Origin of the sequence: Micromonospora sp. NPDC049374 (assembly GCF_040677165.1) — a bacterium.
Taxonomy (GTDB): domain Bacteria; phylum Actinomycetota; class Actinomycetes; order Mycobacteriales; family Micromonosporaceae; genus Micromonospora.
In genome coordinates this window covers 49,791-68,640 of record NZ_JBFAQH010000001.1, presented here as the reverse complement: position 1 = coordinate 68,640, position 18,850 = coordinate 49,791, and the positions used below count along the sequence as shown (strand labels likewise).

At 73.1% G+C, this 18,850-nt stretch carries 17 protein-coding genes; 6 read left to right on the top strand and 11 right to left on the bottom strand.

Annotated elements, in window-relative coordinates; translation table 11 throughout:
* Genes AB0J93_RS00320 through hutH form a run of 4 tightly spaced genes read left to right on the top strand, consistent with a single transcriptional unit; the run spans nt 1 to nt 5,310 of the window.
* Nucleotides 1-1,218 carry an allantoate amidohydrolase gene (locus tag AB0J93_RS00320; protein ID WP_363916624.1) on the top strand — a complete coding sequence of 406 codons (1,218 nt, stop codon included), beginning with the start codon at nt 1-3 and terminating at the stop codon, nt 1,216-1,218.
* Nucleotides 1,215-2,576 carry a formimidoylglutamate deiminase gene (locus tag AB0J93_RS00315; protein WP_363916622.1) on the top strand — a complete coding sequence of 454 codons (1,362 nt, stop codon included), beginning with the start codon at nt 1,215-1,217 and terminating at the stop codon, nt 2,574-2,576. Before AB0J93_RS00320 ends, AB0J93_RS00315 begins: the two co-directional genes overlap by 4 nt.
* Nucleotides 2,573-3,778, top strand: a complete 1,206-nt coding sequence (gene hutI, locus AB0J93_RS00310) for an imidazolonepropionase (RefSeq protein ID WP_363916620.1) — start codon at nt 2,573-2,575, stop codon at nt 3,776-3,778. The genes AB0J93_RS00315 and hutI overlap by 4 nt, the downstream gene beginning before the upstream one ends.
* Nucleotides 3,775-5,310 (top strand): histidine ammonia-lyase, encoded by a 1,536-nt coding sequence (gene hutH, locus AB0J93_RS00305; protein WP_363916618.1) that lies wholly within the window; start codon nt 3,775-3,777, stop codon nt 5,308-5,310. The genes hutI and hutH overlap by 4 nt, the downstream gene beginning before the upstream one ends.
* A gap of 77 nt (nt 5,311-5,387) precedes the next feature.
* Here hutH and rdgB read toward each other — a convergent pair whose 3' ends face one another.
* From rdgB to AB0J93_RS00250, 11 genes are all read right to left on the bottom strand, one after another.
* Nucleotides 5,388-6,005, bottom strand: coding sequence for an RdgB/HAM1 family non-canonical purine NTP pyrophosphatase (rdgB, locus tag AB0J93_RS00300; RefSeq protein ID WP_363916616.1), 618 nt, complete (start codon nt 6,003-6,005; stop codon nt 5,388-5,390).
* Nucleotides 6,002-6,730, bottom strand: coding sequence for a ribonuclease PH (gene rph / locus AB0J93_RS00295; RefSeq protein ID WP_363916614.1), 729 nt, complete (start codon nt 6,728-6,730; stop codon nt 6,002-6,004). Before rph ends, rdgB begins: the two co-directional genes overlap by 4 nt.
* Nucleotides 6,731-6,830: 100 nt before the next feature.
* On the bottom strand, nt 6,831-7,940 hold the full coding sequence (locus tag AB0J93_RS00290) for a glycosyltransferase (RefSeq protein WP_363917637.1): 1,110 nt from the start codon (nt 7,938-7,940) through the stop codon (nt 6,831-6,833).
* Nucleotides 7,941-8,017: 77 nt separating this feature from the next.
* A complete protein-coding gene (locus tag AB0J93_RS00285) occupies nt 8,018-9,163 on the bottom strand; it encodes a glycosyltransferase family 1 protein (RefSeq protein WP_363916612.1) in 1,146 nt (381 codons plus the stop codon).
* 84 nt (nt 9,164-9,247) lie between these two features.
* Nucleotides 9,248-9,994 (bottom strand): MBL fold metallo-hydrolase, encoded by a 747-nt coding sequence (locus AB0J93_RS00280; RefSeq protein ID WP_363916610.1) that lies wholly within the window; start codon nt 9,992-9,994, stop codon nt 9,248-9,250.
* Nucleotides 9,995-10,262: 268 nt separating this feature from the next.
* Nucleotides 10,263-11,228: a pyridoxal-phosphate dependent enzyme gene (locus AB0J93_RS00275; protein WP_363916608.1), complete on the bottom strand. Its 966-nt coding sequence runs from the start codon at nt 11,226-11,228 to the stop codon at nt 10,263-10,265.
* A gap of 11 nt (nt 11,229-11,239) precedes the next feature.
* Entirely contained in the window at nt 11,240-11,599 is a 360-nt protein-coding gene (locus AB0J93_RS00270) for a MoaD family protein (RefSeq protein WP_363916606.1), read from the bottom strand.
* 67 nt (nt 11,600-11,666) lie between these two features.
* Entirely contained in the window at nt 11,667-12,155 is a 489-nt protein-coding gene (locus AB0J93_RS00265; RefSeq protein WP_093401918.1) for a M67 family metallopeptidase, read from the bottom strand.
* Between the two features lie 53 nt (nt 12,156-12,208).
* A complete protein-coding gene (locus tag AB0J93_RS00260; protein WP_363917635.1) occupies nt 12,209-12,703 on the bottom strand; it encodes a DUF2017 domain-containing protein in 495 nt (164 codons plus the stop codon).
* A gap of 2 nt (nt 12,704-12,705) precedes the next feature.
* Complete coding sequence (gene clpS, locus AB0J93_RS00255; protein WP_093401920.1) at nt 12,706-12,996, bottom strand: ATP-dependent Clp protease adapter ClpS; 291 nt, start codon at nt 12,994-12,996, stop codon at nt 12,706-12,708.
* 157 nt (nt 12,997-13,153) lie between these two features.
* The gene (locus AB0J93_RS00250; RefSeq protein ID WP_363916604.1) at nt 13,154-14,584 is read right to left on the bottom strand and encodes a hypothetical protein; all 1,431 of its coding nucleotides are present in this window, start codon (nt 14,582-14,584) and stop codon (nt 13,154-13,156) included.
* 286 nt (nt 14,585-14,870) lie between these two features.
* On the opposite strand from AB0J93_RS00250, the gene AB0J93_RS00245 reads away from it, so the two are divergent.
* Nucleotides 14,871-17,546 carry a LuxR C-terminal-related transcriptional regulator gene (locus AB0J93_RS00245; protein ID WP_363916602.1) on the top strand — a complete coding sequence of 892 codons (2,676 nt, stop codon included), beginning with the start codon at nt 14,871-14,873 and terminating at the stop codon, nt 17,544-17,546.
* A 16-nt stretch (nt 17,547-17,562) separates the two neighbouring features.
* Nucleotides 17,563-18,849: a nicotinate phosphoribosyltransferase gene (locus AB0J93_RS00240; protein ID WP_363916600.1), complete on the top strand. Its 1,287-nt coding sequence runs from the start codon at nt 17,563-17,565 to the stop codon at nt 18,847-18,849.
* The last annotated feature ends 1 nt before the right edge of the window (nt 18,850 follow it).

The window sequence follows — 18,850 nt, the reverse complement described above, 5'->3', positions numbered from 1 at the left end:
TTGTTTACACACACGGTGGAGGACGGGCCCCTGCTCGACAGGTTCCGCGAGCTGTGGGGGCAGATCGCCCCGATCGGCCGGGACGAGCGCAGCGGCGGCTACCTGCGGTACGCGCTGACCGAGCCGGAGCTGCGGCTACGGGAGTGGTTCCGGGCGCAGGCCGACGCGCGGGCCATGCCGGTGACCGACGACGGCAACGGCAACCTGTTCGCCTGGTGGGGTGACTCGGAGGACGGGGACGCGGTGCTGACCGGCAGCCACTTCGACTCGGTGCCGCACGGCGGGGCGTACGACGGTCCGCTGGGCATCGTGAGCGCCTTCCTCGCGGTCGACGAGTTGCGTGCGGCGGGCGTCACACCCGCCCGGCCGGTGGCGGTGGCGGCGTTCGTGGAGGAGGAGGGCGCCCGGTTCGGCGTACCGTGCCTGGGGTCCCGGCTGCTCACCGGTGCGCTGGACGTCGCGCGCGCGGCGGGGCTGCGCGACACCCACGGGGTGAGCTTCGCCGAGGCGCTGGGCGACCTGCCGGCGGGTGCCCGGCCGGAGCTGCTCGGCCGCTTCGCGGCCTTCGTGGAGTTGCACGTCGAGCAGGGCCGCGCGCTTGTCGAACAGGACGCGCCGGTCGCCGTCGCGAGCGCCATCTGGCCGCACGGCCGCTGGCGCTTCGACTTCACCGGCGAGGGCAACCACGCCGGTACGACCCGGATGGCCGACCGCCGAGACCCCATGCTCACGTACGCGTTCACGGTGCTCGCCGCGAACAAGGAGGCCCGGCTGCGCGGCGCGCACGCCACCGTCGGTCGGGTGGCGGTGGAGCCGAACGCCACAAACGCGATCCCGTCGCGGGTGACCGGCTGGTTGGACGCCCGCGCGGCCGAGCCGGAGACCCTGACCGGGATGGTGGAGGCGGTCCACGGCAAGGCCGCTGAACGGGCCCGACGCGACGGTACGCAGGTGACGCTGACCGAGGAGTCGGCCACCCCGCTGGTGGCCTTCGACGGCGGGCTGGCCGACCGGCTGGCCGGTCTGCTGGCCGCGCCGGTGCTGCCCACCGGGGCGGGGCACGACGCCGGGGTGCTCGCCGCCCACGTACCCACCGCGATGCTCTTCGTCCGCAACCCGACCGGGGTGTCGCACTCCCCCGCCGAATCGGCCACCGACGCCGACTGCGCCACCGGAGTCACCGCCCTGGCCAGGGTGCTGGAGGAGCTGCTCCGATGAGTGCCACCCGTTGGCTCGCGGAATACGCCTGGCTTCCCGAGGAGGCCGAGCCGACCCCGGACGTGCTGATCGAGACCGTGCACGACCGGATCACCGGCGTCACACCTCTCGCGCCGGACGGCCGGCCCGACGCCGGTGTCGACGTGCTGGCCGACGCGGTACGGCTGCCGGGGCTGACCCTGCCCGGGCTGGCCAACGCGCACTCCCACGCGTTCCACCGGGCGCTGCGTGGCCGCACCCACTCCGGGCGCGGCGACTTCTGGAGCTGGCGTGACCAGATGTACGCGGTCGCCACCCGCCTCGACCCCGACTCCTACCTGGCGCTGGCCCGGGCGGTCTACGCCGAGATGGCGCTGTCGGGCGTCACCGGCGTCGGTGAGTTCCACTACCTGCATCACGGGCCGGACGGCACCCCGTACGCCGACCCGAACGCGATGGGTGTGGCGCTTGTCGAGGCGGCGGCGCAGGCGGGAATCCGGCTGACCCTGCTGGACACCTGCTACCTGACCGCCTCGGTGGACGGCCGGCCGCTGACCGGGCCGCAGCAGCGGTTCGGCGACGGCGACGCGCTGCGCTGGGCGGAGCGGCTCGACGCGTTCACCCCGGACGGCGGGCACGTGCGTCTCGGGGCGGCGATCCACTCGGTACGGGCGGTGCCGGCCGAGCAACTCGCCACCGTCGCCGGCTGGGCGCAGCGCCGCGACGCCCCACTGCACGTGCACCTGTCGGAGCAGCCCGCCGAGAACGACGCCTGCCGGGCGGTGCACGGGTGCACCCCGACGCGGCTGCTCGCCGATCACGGGGTGCTCGGCCGGGCCACCACGGCGGTGCACGCCACCCATCCGACAAGCGCCGACGTGGGTCTGCTCGGCGACAGTCGCACCGGGGTCTGCCTCTGCCCCACAACCGAGCGGGATCTCGCCGACGGTATCGGTCCGGCCCGCCGGATGGCCGACGCCGGCATCCCGCTCAGCCTGGGCAGTGACAGCCACGCCGTGATCGACCTGTTCGAGGAGGCGCGCGCCGTCGAACTGGACGAGCGGCTGCGGACCCGCAAGCGGGGCCATTTCACCCCGGCGGAGCTGTTGACCGCCGCGAGCAGCGCCGGGCACGCCGCACTGGGCTGGACCGATGCCGGCCGGATCGCCGTCGGTGACCGCGCCGACCTGGTCACGGTGCGGCTGGACAGCGTACGCACGGCCGGGGTGACCCCGGCGGGCGTCTGGTTCGCGGCGGGCGCGGCCGATGTCGCGCAGGTGGTGGTGGACGGTCAGGTGCTGGTCCGCGACGGCCGGCACGTACGCGTGGACGTACCGCAGGAACTGGCCACGGCGATCGCGGAGGTGACCACCCCATGAGCAGCCTGCTTGTCGACAACATCGGTGAACTGGTGACGAATGTGGCCGGCTCGGGCGTGGGCGGGCCGCTGGGGATCCGGCGACGGGCCGCGGTGCTCGTCGAGGACGGCGAGGTGGCCTGGGTCGGCCCGGCGACCGACGCACCGGCAGCGGACCGGCGGATCGACGCCGCCGGTGCGGCGGTGCTGCCCGGTTTCGTGGACAGTCACGCCCACCTGGTCTTCGCCGGGGACCGGGCCGCCGAGTTCGCCGCCCGGATGGCCGGCGAGCCGTACACCGGCGGCGGCATCCGCACCACGGTCGGTGCCACCCGGGCCGCCTCCGACGGCGAGCTGCGGGCCACCGTGCGCCGGCTGCGCGCGGAGGCGCTACGCCAGGGCACCACCACGATCGAGATCAAGAGTGGGTACGGCCTGACTGTCGCCGACGAGGCCCGTTCGCTGCGGATCGCCGCCGAGTTCAGCGCGGAGACCACGTTCCTCGGCGCGCACGTGGTCCCGGCCGAGTACGCCGCCCGTCCCGACGACTACGTGTCGCTGGTCTGCGGGCCGATGCTGGCCGCCGCCGCGCCGCACGCCCGCTGGATCGACGTGTTCTGCGAGCGGGGTGCCTTCGACGCCGACCACGCCCGGGCGATCCTCGCCTGTGGGCAGGCCCTGGGGCTCGGGGTGCGGGTGCACGCCAACCAACTCGGCCCCGGCCCCGGGGTGCAACTCGGGGTGGAGCTGGGGGCCGCCAGTGTGGACCACTGCACCCACCTGACCGACGCCGACGTCGACGCGCTGGCCTCGACCCGGTTCGACTGCATGTGCGCCGACGGTGGGCACACCACGACCGTGGCGACGCTGTTGCCCGGCGCCGAGTTCTCCACCCGGTCGCCCTACCCGGACGCCCGCCGGCTGCTCGACGCCGGGGTGACCGTGGCGCTGGCCACCGACTGCAACCCCGGCTCGTCGTACACCTCGTCGATGCCGTTCTGCATCGCGCTTGCCGTGCGCGAGATGCGGATGACCCCGGCGGAGGCGGTCTGGGCCGCGACCGCCGGCGGCGCGCGGGCGCTGCGCCGCGACGACATCGGCGTGCTGCGGCCCGGTGCCCGGGCCGACCTGATCATTCTCGACGCACCGTCTCACCTGCACCTGGCCTACCGGCCCGGGGTGCCTCTCGTCCGCCAGGTTCTGCACAACGGAGTACCGCGATGACCGTCACCATCCAGCCCACCGGAATCACCCCCGCCGACCTGCTCGCCGTGGCGCGCGGCGGCGCCAAGGTGGTCCTCGACCCGGCCACGATCGAGGCGATGGCCACCAGTCGGTCCATCGTGGACGGGATCGAGGCCGCCGGTCGTCCCGTGTACGGCGTGTCCACCGGTTTCGGGGCCCTGGCGAACACCTTCGTCGCTCCGGAGCGCCGCGCCGAGTTGCAGCACGCGCTGATCCGGTCGCACGCCGCCGGGGTCGGTGCGCCGATGCACCGCGAGGTGGTACGGGCGATGATGCTGCTGCGGGTCCGCTCGCTGGCGCTCGGCCACTCCGGGGTACGCCCGCTGGTCGCCGAGGCCCTGGTGGACCTGCTCAACCACGACGTCACCCCGTGGGTGCCGGAACACGGCTCGCTGGGTGCCTCCGGTGACCTGGCCCCGCTGGCGCACTGCGCGCTGGTGCTGCTCGGCGAGGGCTGGGTGCTCGGTCCGGACGGCGGGCGGGTGCCCGCCGCCGACGCGTTGCGCCGGGCCGGCCTCGCCCCGGTCGAGCTGGCCGCCAAGGAGGGGCTGGCGCTGATCAACGGCACCGACGGCATGCTCGGCATGCTGCTGCTCGCCATCGACGACGCCGCTCACCTGTTCACCATGGCCGACGTGACCGCCGCGCTGGCGATCGAGGCGATGCTCGGCTCGGAACGGCCGTTCCTACCGGAACTGCACGCCATCCGTCCGCATCCCGGGCAGGGCGTCTCGGCCGCCAACATCCACCGGTTGTTGCAGGACTCGGCGGTGATGGACTCGCACCGCGACGACCTGGCGCACGCGGTGCAGGACGCCTACTCGATGCGCTGTGCGCCGCAGGTGGCCGGCGCGGCCCGGGACACCCTGGAGTTCGTCCGGACCACCGCCGCCCGGGAACTGGTCTCGGTGGTGGACAACCCGGTGGTGCTGCCCGACGGCCGGGTCGAGTCGACCGGGAACTTCCACGGCGCACCGCTCGGCTTCGCGGCGGACTTCCTGGCCATCGCCGCCGCCGAGGTGGGCGCGATCGCCGAGCGTCGGGTGGACCGGCTGCTCGACGTGACCCGGTCCCGGGGCCTGCCGGCGTTCCTCTCCCCCGACGCCGGGGTCAACTCCGGGCTGATGATCGCGCAGTACACGGCCGCCGGGATCGTCGCCGAGAACCGCCGGCTGGCCGCGCCGGCCTCGGTGGACTCGCTGCCGACCAGCGGCATGCAGGAGGACCACGTCTCGATGGGCTGGGCGGCGACCAAGAAGCTGCGTACCGTGCTTGACAATTTGACCAGCCTGCTCGCGGTGGAACTGCTCGCCGCCGTACGCGGGTTGCAGCTGCGGGCACCGCTGGCCCCGTCGCCGGCCGGGCGGGCGGCGATCGCCGCGCTCGGCGGGGCCGCCGGCGAGCCCGGCCCCGACATCTTCCTCGCCCCGCTGATGGAGGCCGCCCGCGCCGTGCTGGCCGCCCCCGACCTCCGCGCCGCCATCGAGCAGGAGATCGGGCCCCTCGGCTGACGCGGCACGGTGTGCTGCCCGGACGCCGGCCAGGCGGCGCGCTGGTCAGGCGGCGCGCTGGTCAGGCGGCGCGCTGGTCAGGCGACCGGCGGGAGCACCTTGGCGACCAGGGCGGCCAGTTCGCGCAGCGCCTTGCCGCGGTGGCTGATCGCGTCCTTCTCCGGCGGGGTCAGCTCGGCGTTGGTGCGGTCCTGGCCGTCGCCGAGGAAGATCGGGTCGTAGCCGAAACCGCCGTCGCCGCGCGGGGCACGCAGCAGGCGACCCGCCTGCCGGCCGTCAACCAGGTGTTCCTTGCCTCCGGGCAGCACCAGCGCGACGGTGCAGACGAAGGAGGCGCCCCGGTGCTCGTCCGGCACGTCGCCGATCTGGTCGAGGACCAGTTGGAGGTTGGCCTGGTCGTCACCGTGCCGCCCGGCCCAGCGGGCGCTGAAGACCCCCGGCATCCCGTTGAGCGCGTCGACGGCCAGCCCGGAGTCGTCGGCGATCGTCGGCAGCCCGGTACGCCGGCAGCCCTCCCGGGCCTTGATCAGCGCGTTCTCGCCGAAGGTCAGCCCGGTCTCGGGCAGCTCCGGGTACGCCTCGATGTCGTCCAGCCCGATCAGGGCCACCCGGTGCACGCCAAGCGCCCCGTCCAGGATGCGCTGCAACTCGATCAGCTTCTTGCGGTTGCGGGTGGCGAGCAGCACCTTGTTCATGGGAGTAGAGCCTTCCGCTGGGCTTCGGCCAGGTCCAGGCAGCCGACCACGGCCAGGTCGAGCAGGGCGTCGAGCTGTTCGCGGGCGAAGACGCCGGCCTCGCCGGTGCCCTGCACCTCGACGAAGTCGCCGGTGCCGGTGCAGACCACATTCATGTCGACCTCGGCGGCCACGTCCTCGTCGTAGCACAGGTCCAGGCGCGGCTCGCCGTCAACCACACCGACACTGACCGCCGCCACCGAACGGTGCATCACCTTCTCCGGCTTCCCGGTCAGGGCCTTGCGGGCGGCGAGCCAGTTCACCGCGTCGTGCAGCGCCACGTAGGCACCGGTGATCGCGGCGGTCCGGGTGCCGCCGTCGGCCTGCAGGACGTCGCAGTCGAGCACGATCGAGTTCTCGCCGAGCGCCTTGAGGTCGATCGCGGCGCGCAGGCTCCGGCCGATCAGCCGGGAGATCTCATGGGTACGCCCACCGACCCGGCCCTTGACGCTCTCCCGGTCCGACCGGGTGTTGGTGGCCCGCGGCAGCATCGCGTACTCCGCGGTGACCCAGCCCAGCCCGGAACCACGGCGCCAGCGCGGCACCCCCTCGGTGACGCTCGCGGTGCAGAGCACCCGGGTGCCGCCGAACTCCACAAGCACCGACCCCTCGGGATGGGTGCTCCAACCGCGGGTCAAAGTCACCGGTCGAAGTTGGTCGGGTCGCCGCCCGTCAGGTCGCGCCATGCCTGCACCCTATGTGGTGCGCTGATCGAACCCTCCCCGGGTGTCCGCCATCGGGATCGACGCGGTGAGTCTTCCGGCGTCGAGGCCGTGACCGGCCGAGTCAGCGGTCGGTGTCGTGCGCGCGGAGGAACCCGGCGACCGCCGCCGGCCAGCCGAACTGCGCCGCCCGATCCCGGGCGGCGGCCCGCCGCCGGGCCTCCGGGCGCTCGAGAAGCTGACGGACGGCTTCGGCGAACGCCGCCGGGGTGCCGTCGGCGGCGAGCCCACCCGAGCCGATCACCTCGGGCAACGCGCTGGCCGCGTTGACCACGACCGGGGTACCGCAGGCCAGTGCCTCCAGCCCGGCCAGACCGAAGGTCTCCACCGGGCCGGGGGCCAGGACCACGTCGGCGCTGGCCAGTACCGCCGCAAGGGCACGACGGTCGGGCAGGAAGCCGGTGAAGGTGACCGGCAGGTCGGCCGCTCGCCGCCGCAGTGCGGCGCGGCGCGGGCCGTCGCCGACCATCACCAGCACCGCCGGCACACCGGCCTGCCGCAGTTGCGCCAACGCGTCGACGGCCAGCTCGGGCCGTTTCTCCACGGACAGCCGCGCGCAGTGCACCAGCAGCACCTCGGCCGGGCCCGCGTACCGTTCCCGGACCGCCGGGTCGGCGCGGCCGGGATGGAAGGTGTCCAGGTCGACGCCGAGCGGTACCAGGTCGACGTGGGGCACACCGATGCGGGCGAACTCCTCGGCCGCCCACCGGGTGGTGCAGACGATCCGGTCGTAACGGCGGGCCGTGTCGGCGTTCAGCCGGTCGGCGAGCCGCCGCCCCAGCGTGGCGGGTACGCCCCAGGCACCCAGCAGGCCGGTGAGGGACTCGTGCGAGACCATCACGGACGGCACCCCGGTCGCCCGAGCCCAGTCGCCGGTCCAGCGCAGGGTCGAGCGGTCGGACACCTCCAGCCGGTCGGGTGCGAGCGTGGTCAGCAGCCGCGCGAGCCGGCGTCGGGCGGTGAGCAACCGGTAGCCGCCGCTGTGCGGCAGCGATGGGCCGGCCAGCGTGACGACCCGGCCCCACGGGTGTCGTTGGTCGTCGTCGCGACGGCCGGGCACCACGAGCACCGGTTCGTGTCCGGCCGCCCGGTAGCCCTCGCCCAGGTGTTGCAACGCGGTGCGCAGCCCGCCGGAGGTTCCGGTGACGAAGCTGGCCAGCCTGACGATCCGCAGTGTGCCGGTGGATGTGCCCGCGACCTCGGTCGCGGGCGTGACGCCGGTGGTCCTGGTGCGGCCCGGGTGGGTGCCGGTCACGACGCCGCCGGCAGGTCGATGGCGGGCGTGCTGGCGCAGGCGGCCCGGTAGTGCCCGACGAGTTCGTCGCCGACCGCCGCCCAGCTGCGTCCGTGCACCGCGGCACGCGCGGCCAGGCCGTACGCCTGCCGGCGCGTCTCGTCGGCGACCAACCCGGCCACCGCCTCGGCGATCGCCGTGCCGTCCTCGGGTGGCACCAGCACGCCGGTCTGCCCGGGGGTGACCAGATCGACCGGCCCACCGCTGGCCGGCGCGACCACCGGCACCCCGCTGGCCAGCGCCTCCTGGACGGTCTGGCCGAAGGTCTCGTGCGGGCCGGTGTGCACGAACAGGTCGAGGCTGGCGTAGAGGCGGGCCAGGGCCTCGCCGTGCTGGACGCCGAGGAAGCGCACACCGGGCAGGTCCCGTTCGAGCTGGCGGCGGGCCGGGCCGTCACCGGCGACCACGACCCGGACACCGGGCAGGCGGGCGGTGGCGGCGAGCAGGTCGACCCGCTTCTCCGGGGCGAGCCGCCCGACGTAGCCGACCAGGGTCTCACCGCCGGGCGCGAAGGCCCGGCGCAGGCTCGGGCAGCGCTTGTCCGGGTGGAAGCGCTCGGCGTCGACGCCTCGGCGCCACAGCCAGATCCGCTGCACGCCGTGCGCGGCGAGGTCCTCGGCGGCCCTGGTGGAGGGGGCGAGGGTGCGGCGGGCCGAGTTGTGGATCTCCCGCAGTCGTCGCCAGGCCGCCGCCTCGCCCCAACCGACCCGGTACGCCCGGGCGTAGGCGGCTACGTCCGTCTGGTAGACGGCGACGGTGGGCAGCCCGTGCCGGCCCGCCAGCACGGCCGCCCGGGCACCGAGGATGAACGGACTGGCCAGGTGGACCACGTCGGGCGAGTGCTCCAGCAGCACCCCGGCCAGCCGGTTGTTCGTCGGTACGCCGAGCCGGAAGCCGTGGTAGCGCGGCAACGGCACGCTCGGGATACGGACCACCGGGTACGGGTACCGGTCGGTGTCGCGACGCAGCATCCCCGGTGGGGCGGGTGCGATCACCAACGGCTCGTGGCCGCGGGTGACGAGGTGCTCGGCGGCCCGCACGACCGAGTGGGCGACTCCGTTGACGTCGGGCGGGAACGACTCGGTCACGATGGCGATCCGCATGCCTTCACCGTGGTGGTGGCAGCGAAGGTCCAGGAGACGTCCAATTGACCGCCCGGCGAACAGTGCGGCACGAACCCGCGCGGGTCAGACCTCGTAGCTCGCGCCGGGACGGACCACTTCCAGCGGGCCGGCGTACGCGGCGGAGGCGGCGGCGACCGTGAGCGCCTCGCTACCCCAGGCGGGGACCAGATGGGTCAGCAGCAGCCGCCCGACGTTGGCCTTGGCTGCCGCCTCGCCCGCCTCACCGCCGGTGAGGTGCAGATCCGGTGGGTTGTCGACGCCGTCGAGATAGCTGGCCTCGCAGAGGAAGACGTCGGCGTTCTGGGCCAGGCGCAGCAACGCCTCGCAGGGGGCGGTGTCCGAGGAGTAGCAGAGCACCCGGCCGCCGTGTTCAAGACGTACGCCGTAGGTCTCCACCGGGTGCAGCACCCGGTCGACGGTGACGGTGAACGGGCCGATCGGAAAGGTGCCGGGTTGCAGCGCGTAGAACTGGTAGACGTCCTCGACGGTGCTGTCCTCCTGCCCGTACGCGGTGGACAACCGGTCCGGGGCACCGGCCGGCGCGTAGACCGGCAACGGCGGGTACGGCCCGTCCGGGGCGTATCGCCGCACCACCACGTATGTCGCGGCGTCGAGGATGTGGTCGCAGTGCAGGTGGGTCAGGAGGATGGCGTCCGGGGCGTGCAGCCCGGCATAGCGTTGCAGGGTGGACAGTGAGCCCGAGCCGAAGTCGACCAGGAGCCGGAAGTCCTCGGCCTCGACCAGATAAGCCGAGCAGGGGGACTCGGGTCCGGGGAAGCTGCCCGCACAGCCCAGGACGGTCAGTCGCATCGAGTTGTCTCGCTGTCACGGTAGGTAGTGAACGTGCCGGCCGCCGCTCCGGCGGTGATCACTACCGACGCGTACGCCACGCTGCGCAGCCTACGCCCGCGCGTGCAAGGGCAAGAATGATCTGCTGGAAGTTGTCATCAACGTGACACCGGTTTCGCCCGTCCGATCGACCACCCGTCACCGAAGTGGTCGACTCGGGCCGACCGACGCGACGAGGGCCACCGGCGTCGTGCCGGTGGCCCTCGTCACATGTCGGTCGCGCCGCAGGTCAGGCCCAGAGCTGACCGTCCAGCGCCTCCTCCGCGTCGGCGAGCGTCCCGCCGTACGCCCCGGTGCTCAGATATTTCCAGCCGCCGTCACTGACCACGAACGCCACGTCGGCCCGACGGCCGGCCCGCGCCGCCTCGTGCGCCACGGCAAGCGCCGCGTGCAGGACCGCGCCGGTGGAGAAGCCGACGAACAACCCCTCGACCTCCACCAGCTGTCGGGTACGCAGCACCGCGTCCCGGGTGCCGACGGAGAAGCGACGGTTCAGCACGGTCGCGTCGTAGAGCTCCGGTACGTATCCCTCGTCGATGTTGCGTAGCCCGTAGACCAGCTCGCCGTAGCGCGGCTCGGCGGCGACGATCTGGATGCCCTCGACCTTCTCGCGCAGGTAACGCCCGGTGCCCATCAGGGTGCCGGTGGTGCCGAGCCCGGCCACGAAGTGGGTGATGGTCGGCAGGTCGTGCAGCAGCTCGGGCCCGGTCGTCTCGTAGTGCGCCCGGGCATTCGCCTCGTTGCCGTACTGGAAGAGCATCACCCAGTCGGGGTGCTCGGTGGCGATCTGCTTGGCCGTGGCCACCGCCTGGTTGGAGCCGCCCGCAGCCGGCGAGAAGATGATCTCCGCGCCGTACATCCGCAGCAGCTGCACCCGCTCGGTGGAGACGTTCTCGGGCATCACGCAGACCAGGCGGTACCCCCGCAACTTGGCCACCATGGCCAGCGAGATGCCGGTGTTGCCGCTGGTCGGCTCCAGGATGGTGTCGCCGGGTCGGAGTCGGCCGGCGGCCTCCGCGGCCCGGACCATGAACAGAGCGGCCCGGTCCTTGACACTGCCGGTGGGGTTGCGGTCCTCAAGCTTCGCCCACAGCCGCACCGGCGGTGCGCCCTCGGGCACCGTCGGCGACAGTCGGGGCAGCCCCACCAGCGGCGTCCCGCCGCAGGCGTCCAACAGGCTGTCGTACCGCGTCATCGCGGGCCGCCTCAGCTCGCGGTGACGCGCGCCCGGCCCTGGGCCGGCGCGGCCGCGACGTGCTGCGCCATCGCCGCCGCCGCGGCGAAGCCGAACGCACCACCGGCCACCGCGGGCAGGATGGTCACGCTGTCGCCGTCGTTGAGCTTGGCGTCAAGCGCGCCGAGGAAGCGGACGTCCTCGTCGTTGACGTAGACGTTGACGAAGCGGTGCAGCGCGCCGGCCTCGGTGACCAGCCGGCCACGCAGCCCGGAGTGCCGGGAGTCCAGGTCGGTGAGCAGGTCGTCAAGCGTGTCGCCGCCGCCCTCGACGACCTTCGCGCCGCCGGTGTAGCTGCGCAGGATGGTGGGGATGCGAACCTCGATGGCCATGGTGTCGTACTCCTCGATCGGGTGGATGCTCGGTGACGGGAAAGGGCGTGCGGGGGGCTGAGGGTGATCAGCGGCCCGAACACTCGTAGTCGACCGTCGCCGGGCTCTGCCCGAACATGTATGACTGCACGGCGTGCGGATCCACCCCGGCGTCGAGGATCCGCACCGGCTCTTCGGTCACCACGCCGTCCACGATGCGGAAGGAGCGGATCTCCTCCGTGTCGGGCTCGCGCGTGGAGACGAGCAGATAGTGCGCGCCGGGCTCGCCGGCGAAGGAGATGTCCGTCCGTGACGGGTACGCCTCGGTGGCGGTGTGCGAGTGGTAGATCACCACCGGTTCCTCGTCCCGGTCGTCCATCTCGCGCCACACCCGCAGGTGCTCCATCGAGTCGAACTCGTAGAAGGTCATCGAACGGGCGGCGTTCTCCATCGGGATGTGCCGGGTCGGCGTGTCACTGCCGACGGGACCGGCGACCACGCCGCAGGCCTCGTCGGGGTGATCCCGACGGGCGTGGGCGACGATCGCGTCGACGATCGACCGGTCGATGCTCAGCACGTCGCCAAGGGTAGCCCCGACTGCGGTCAACCGCGAGGCGGTGCCGGTCACAGTCAGTCGATCAAGGCGTTGAGCAGGGACTCCTGGAGATAGCCGAGATATGCGTAGACCGAAAGCTGGAACACCCGGCTGGAACTCGGATCGTCGGCGACCGCGTCGTCGAGTTCCGCGCCCAGGTCCGTCCCGTCCTTGATCTCCAGCCGTACGCCCATCGCCAACCGGGCGTCGTTGAGCGCGCGCAACCACGCCTCGGCCGCCTCGGCGTCCAGGCGCACCTCCCCGCCGCTGTCGCCGGGCAGGGCGGCCAGGATCGCGCCGGCCTGGTCGATCTTGGCGGTCTTCAGGTCACCTTCGGTGTACCGGCGGAACTCCGCAGTGCCCGCCGCGTCCTCCGGGTAGGCCTCCGGGAAGAGCCGGCAGACAACCGGGTCGGAATGGTCGAAACCGTCGGTGAGCAGGCCGACCACCTCGGAGGCGACCTTACGGAGCACTCGCACCTCGTCCACCGCGAAGGTGGCGACGTAACGGTCGGCGCGGCGGCGGAACATGCTCACGACCGGTCCACCGTCGCCCAGAGACCGTACGCGTGCAGCTGCGAGGCGTCGTGCTCCATGCGTTCGCGGGCCCCGCTGGAGACCACCGCCTTGCCCTTGTGGTGCACGTCCAGCATCAGCTGCTCGGCCTTCTCCCGGCTGTACCCGAAAAGCTTCTGGAACACCCAGGTCACGTAGGTCATCAGGTTGACCGGGTCGTCCCACACGATCGTCACCCACGGCCGGTCAGCTGCCGGCACCTCATCGGTGTCCGGGGTCTCGACCGGTGCAACCTGCGGAGCCGCCATGCCCCCCATCGTGCCACCGGATCCGGGGAATCGAGGAACCGGAACGCCGGACCAGCCCGGATCACCAGCCACGGCCGCTCCCGCGCCTCGGCCGGTCCCGTCCCGGACGTGCGCAGATCCCCCACCGGCACCGCCAGCAGGGTGAGCGGCAGCCCGGTCAGGCGAGCAGGATGCCGTGTTCGGCAGCATCGGACAGCACCGTGCCGAGCGAGAGACGGACCGCCTCGAACCGGCGGGCGACCTCTCGCGACAACTCCAACTCGATCTCCCGCAACGCCCGCTGCGCCCAGGCCCGTGCCGCGCTCGGGTCGTTGTTGCCGGGCGAACGCCAGTGCTGCCAGCAGCCTCCCGACAACGCCACGGCCACCGGCGGGAGCACCGCCGTACGGGGCGGTGCGGGGTAGGCGGACAGCATGTCGATCGCCGCCGCACCGGTCAGCGACGCCACGCCCGCCGTACTGGTGACGAGGAACGCCCGCTCCAACTCCTGCCCGGTGGGATCGTCGACCAGGCTCCAGCGGAGCGCTGTGTCGATGCGCCGGCGGATCCCCTGGGGCAACGGCGCACCGAAGAGCCGACCGGCGGCGTCCTCGACGAGTTCGCCGGCATGGTGGTCGCACTGGGCGGTGGCCAGCAGCGACAGCGCCGCCATCTCCCGGTCGAGCAGTTGGGGCAGGCCGGCGCAGCCGACGCCGAAGACGATCTCCTGCACCAGGCGCATGTGCATGTTTGCCAGCTCCAGGGCGAGATGCTGGCGGATCCGCCGGGCGGCGGTGCGGGCCTGCCGGTCGAGCTGTTCCGACCATTCGCCCGGTTCGGTAAGCACCGGCACCCGGCCGCGCTCACCCGGCAACTCGGGCGGCTCCAGGCTGCCCCGCCGCAGTTCCTCGTCGGAGGCCCAGTCCACCAGGGCCCGTCGCAGGTCGGCCTCGCCACCGGTGACCATGGGGAACCAGCGGGCATCGGCCAGCCCGGGCACGGCGGCGAGCAGCGCTGCCCGGTGTGCCTCGACGGTGACCGTGACCGGATCGACCGCCGAGCCGCCGGACTCCCCCGACCACCGCACCGCCGCCGTGCCCTCGCCGGCCGCCCAGCCGTCGGCGCCCGGCGTGACCGCGAAGAAGACCCGGACCGGTGTCCCGGCGAGGTCGGACAGCAGATTCAGCTCGGCGGCGCCGAACGACTGGTCCGCCGCGATCACGAACAGGAGTGCGCCGGCCCGGCCCACCGCGTCGAGCAGGACACCACACCCGGCCGGACCCAGCGTGGCGATGTCCGGCGTGTCGACAAGCACGAAGCGTCTCATCAACGGCTGGGGCAGGCTCAGCTCGACCCGGCGTGGCGGCCTGGCCAGCGCCGGTCCGGCAGCCGGCAGGTCGGGCCGGTACGAGTGCGGCGTACGGTAGCCGGGCACATAGGCGGCCCGGGTGGGTTCGGCGCTGTGCCGTACCACCAGCCAGCTACCGCCCGGGACGGCGAGGAGTCCGGAGTCGAGTTCCAGCAGCGTGGCGAGCACACCGGTGCGGCCGGCGGCGGCGGGACCGGCCGCGACCACCGCGACCGGTTCACGGGCATCGGTGCTGGACACGCCGAGCCGCTCCGGAAAGGGCCGGCGACCATGCGGCCCGGCCGCGTCGTCGGGCGTGCCGAGATGGTGGAGCGGGCCCGGCTTCATCAGGCGGCGGCCTCCGAGGCAGGGCGACCGGTGACCCGGCCGCAGTGAGCATCCGGTGTCGACACTCGGATTCCGGAAGAGTAAAGGCGCGAGCGTCGGGATCGGGACAATTGCGATACTCAGCGGTAACTCTACAACTACTCAAGTTCGCCCTCGCGCGCTGCCGTGCGGGCCACAGTTCCGTCGATATGCTGCGCGAATGAGTCGGTGGAGCTTCGTGGGCCGGGCTGAGCAACTCGACCGTCTCCGGATGGCGGTGGCCGGCGTACGTGGTCGGGGAATCCTCTTCACCGGCAGCGCCGGCATCGGCAAGAGCCGGCTGTTGCACGAGGGTGTCGACACGCTGCCCGGTGAGAAGTACGCGGTCTGGCGGATCGCGGCCAGCGCCACCACCTCCGCGATGGCCTTCGGCGGACTGGTCCAGGTGCTTCCGGAGCAGCCGCAGGGCCTGTCCCCGGCCGGCATCCTGCGCTGGGCCGTCGACGTGTTGCAGCAGCAGGCCGCCGGCCGACGGATCGTCCTCGCGGTCGATGACGCGCACCTGCTCGATCCACCGTCGGCCGCGCTGGTGCACCTGGTGGCCCGCGCCGACAACGCCTCGGTGGTCGGCACCCTGCGCGACGGGGAGCAGATCCCCCTGCCGATCCGGGCACTGTGGACGGACGGGCTGGTGGAGCGGGCCGAGCTGGGCCCGATGACGTCGGACGAGACGGCCGCCATGCTCACCGCCATCGTCGGCGGTCAGGTCGACAGCGGCTCCACCGACCGCCTGGGTCGACTCAGTGCCGGCAACCCGCTCCTGCTGCGCGAGCTGGTGCACGCGGCCACCAACAGCGGTGAACTCGTCGAAAGGTACGGCGTCTGGACCTGGACGGGCCGGCTGGAACTGGCACCCAGCCTGACCGAGCTGATCGACATCCGGATCGGCCAGCTCACCCCCGGGGTGCGGGCGGTGGTCGAGTTGGTCGCGTTCGGCGAGCCGCTCGGCCTGCGGCTGCTGCACCAGGCCGTGGAACAGCACGACGTGGAGTACGCCGAGGAACGCGGGCTCATCACCATGGTGGAGTCTGACCGGCGGCTCGACGTCCGCCTGGCCCACCCGCTCTACGGCGAGGTGGTACGCCGGCAGTGCCCGGTCAGCCGCACCCGCCGCTTGCAGGCGCACCTGGCGGACCTGCTGGAGAAGGTCGGCAAGCGGCGGCGGGAGGATCTGCTGCGGGTGGCGAGATGGCGCCTGGCCTCCGGCACCGCACAGGACCCGGCGATGCTCATCGCCGCGGCCGGTGAGGCGTTCGCACGGTACGACGTACCCCTGGCGACCCGGCTGGCCCGCGCAGCGCTCGACGCCGGTGGTGGGTTCGACGCGGCCGAACTGCTGGCGACCATTCTGATGTTCGCCGACCGGCCCGCCGAGGCGCTCGGCGTGCTCGACGCCGTCGCCACCGACGCCGGTCAGGAGGAGCGGCTGAGCCGGTGGCTGACGGTACGCGGCATGGTCAGCTACTGGGGGCTGAGCCAGTCGTCCACCGTGGAGGAGATCGCCGCCGAGGGCACGAAGCTGACCGACGCCGCCGCTCAGGCCCGGGTCCGAGCCTTCGAGGCGATCATGCGGTTGCACCGGCTGGACGCGCCGGCCGCGCTGCGGCTCGCACAGAGCGTGCTGGACCGGCCGGCGGCCAGTGTCGCCGCCCGCGAGCTGGCCCGCTGCACGATCGCACACCTTCAGGCCGTGCAGGGGCAACTGTGCCGCAGCGCCACCGCGGTGGACCTGGTGCAGGCGAAGGTGGCCAGTTGGCGGGCCGACATGCCGTACCTGCAACTGGCGGTGGAGTTGGCCCGGGGTACCCGGCTGGCCCTCTCCGGCGATCTCGCCGGCATCGACGCGCTGGTCGCCGACGAGTTCGCCGACCTCGCCGACGCGGGTGACTTCCGGCTCGGCACCGGCTACCTGGCGATCCTGCGGGCGTACGCGGCGCGGCTGCGCGGACGCAGCGACACCGCGTTGCAGGCCGCGCTCAGTGCCTGTGCGGTCCTGGCGACCAGCCGGGTCTACGCGGGGCTGGCTCAGTCGGAGCGGGCCCAGGCCGCCGCGCTGCGTGGCGACGCCCGACAGGCCGCCGAGGCGATGGCCGAGGCCGATCGGCTCCACTCGCCGAGCATGGGTGTGCTGTACCCGTGGCTTGAACAGGCCCGGGTGGCGACGCTGGCGGCCGGTGGTGACCTGTCCGCAGCGGTGAGCCGGCTGCACGGCCTGGTGGACCGGCTGCGTGCTGACGGCTTCGCCGGTCACGAGGCCCTGGTGCTGCATGATCTGGTGCGGCTGGGTCAGGCCGGGGCGCAGACCGGGCCGAGGTGTTCCGACGGCGGCCGCCGTACCGTCGCCCAGCGATTGACCGAGCTGTCCGAGCAGGTCGACGGGGAGTTGCCGCCGTTGCTGGCCCGGCATGCCCGGGCGTCGGCCGACGGTCTGCCGGAGGGATTGCTCGGCGCGGCCGACGACTTCGCGGAGCGCGGGCTCGACCTGCTGGCCGCCGAGGCCGCGGCGGAGGCCGTGCACCTGCTGCGGCAGCGCCGCGCGCCCGAGGTCGGGCACGCCCGGCAACGGCTCGGCGCGCTGCTCGCCGGGTGTGACATGGTGCACACTCCGGCGCTACAGGCGGCCACCCCGACGCTTACCGACCGGGAGTGGCAGGTGGCCCGGCTCGCGGCAGTCGGCGGCACCAGCCGCGCCATCGCCGAGCAGCTCTTTCTCTCCGCCCGCACGGTGGAGAACCACCTGCAGCGCGTGTACACCAAGCTCGGCGTGACCAGCCGGGCGGAGCTGAGGGTGGCCCTCGGCACGATCCCGGGGCACGACGGCACGACGGCACTGTGAACCCTAGTCTGAGGGGGTGCACACCCTTCGTCCCGCGCTGCTGACCGACCACTACGAGCTGACCATGGTCAGCGCCGCCCTGCGGGACGGCACGGCTGACCGGCGCTGCGTGTTCGAGGTGTTCAGCCGTCGGCTCCCCGCCGGCCGTCGGTACGGCGTGGTCGCCGGCACCGCACGCCTGATCGAGCTGATCCGCGAGTTCCGCTTCGACCCGGCCGACATCGAGTTCCTGCGTCGAACCGGGGTGGTGGACGAGCCGGGCGCCGAATGGCTGTCCCGGTACCGGTTCACCGGCGAGATCGACGGGTACGCCGAGGGGGAGCTCTTCTTCCCCGGCTCGCCGATCCTGACCGTCTCCGGCAGCTTCGCCGAGTGCGTGGTGCTGGAGACGCTGGTGCTGTCGGTGCTCAACCACGACTGCGCGGTAGCTGCCGCCGCGGCGCGGATGGTCACCGCCGCCCGTGGCCGGGCGCTTATCGAGATGGGGTCGCGGCGGGCGCACGAGGAGGCGGCGGTCGCCGCGGCGCGGGCGGCCTACCTGGCCGGCTTCCGGTTCACCTCCAACCTGGCCGCTGGCCAGCGGTACGGCATACCCACCGCCGGCACCGCCGCGCACGCCTTCACCCTGCTGCACGACGACGAGCGGGCCGCGTTCGCCTCACAGGTCGCCACGCTGGGCAAGGACACCACGCTGCTTGTCGACACGTACGACATCAGCCAGGGCATCCGTAACGCGATCGAGGTGGCCGGGCCGGAGCTGCGGGCGGTCCGCATCGACTCCGGCGACCTGGCCGTGATCGCCCAGCAGTCCCGGCAGCTGCTGGATTCGCTCGGCGCCACCGAGACAAAGATCATCGTCTCGGGCGACCTCGACGAGTACGCCATCGCGGCGCTGGCCGCCGAGCCGGTGGACATGTACGGCGCCGGCACCGCCGTGGTGACCGGCTCCGGCGCACCCACGGCCGGGCTGGTCTACAAGTTGGTCGAGGTCGAGGGCCGCCCGGTGGTCAAGCGGTCCGAGCAGAAGGCCACCATCGGCGGACGCAAGGTCGCCGTCCGCCGGCACAAGCCGACCGGCACGGCCATCGAGGAGATCGTCGTACCGCAGGGAGTGCCGGATCACCGCCCCAACGACCGGCTGCTGCAACGCTCGTACGTCGTGGACGGCGAGCCGGTGGCCCTGCCGACGCTCGACGAGTCGCGGGAGCACCTGCGGCAGTGCCTGATCTCGATCCCGTGGGAGGGTCTCAAGCTCTCCGCGGGCGATCCGGCCATCCCGGTCACCGTGGTACCCGCCGAGTGAG

What these genes read in the sequence shown, in the direction of transcription:
- AB0J93_RS00260 (WP_363917635.1), bottom strand. Translation starts at nt 12,703, where the DNA reads ATGTTCCGCCGCCGCGCCGACCGTTACGTCGCCACCTTCGCGGTGGAC.
- clpS (WP_093401920.1), bottom strand. Translation starts at nt 12,996, where the DNA reads ATGGCGGCTCCGCAGGTTGCACCGGTCGAGACCCCGGACACCGATGAG.
- AB0J93_RS00245 (WP_363916602.1), top strand. Translation starts at nt 14,871, where the DNA reads ATGAGTCGGTGGAGCTTCGTGGGCCGGGCTGAGCAACTCGACCGTCTC.
- AB0J93_RS00275 (WP_363916608.1), bottom strand. Translation starts at nt 11,228, where the DNA reads ATGACGCGGTACGACAGCCTGTTGGACGCCTGCGGCGGGACGCCGCTG.
- AB0J93_RS00315 (WP_363916622.1), top strand. Translation starts at nt 1,215, where the DNA reads ATGAGTGCCACCCGTTGGCTCGCGGAATACGCCTGGCTTCCCGAGGAG.
- hutI (WP_363916620.1), top strand. Translation starts at nt 2,573, where the DNA reads ATGAGCAGCCTGCTTGTCGACAACATCGGTGAACTGGTGACGAATGTG.
- AB0J93_RS00280 (WP_363916610.1), bottom strand. Translation starts at nt 9,994, where the DNA reads ATGCGACTGACCGTCCTGGGCTGTGCGGGCAGCTTCCCCGGACCCGAG.
- AB0J93_RS00270 (WP_363916606.1), bottom strand. Translation starts at nt 11,599, where the DNA reads ATGGCCATCGAGGTTCGCATCCCCACCATCCTGCGCAGCTACACCGGC.
- hutH (WP_363916618.1), top strand. Translation starts at nt 3,775, where the DNA reads ATGACCGTCACCATCCAGCCCACCGGAATCACCCCCGCCGACCTGCTC.
- rph (WP_363916614.1), bottom strand. Translation starts at nt 6,730, where the DNA reads ATGGCGCGACCTGACGGGCGGCGACCCGACCAACTTCGACCGGTGACT.
- AB0J93_RS00285 (WP_363916612.1), bottom strand. Translation starts at nt 9,163, where the DNA reads ATGCGGATCGCCATCGTGACCGAGTCGTTCCCGCCCGACGTCAACGGA.
- rdgB (WP_363916616.1), bottom strand. Translation starts at nt 6,005, where the DNA reads ATGAACAAGGTGCTGCTCGCCACCCGCAACCGCAAGAAGCTGATCGAG.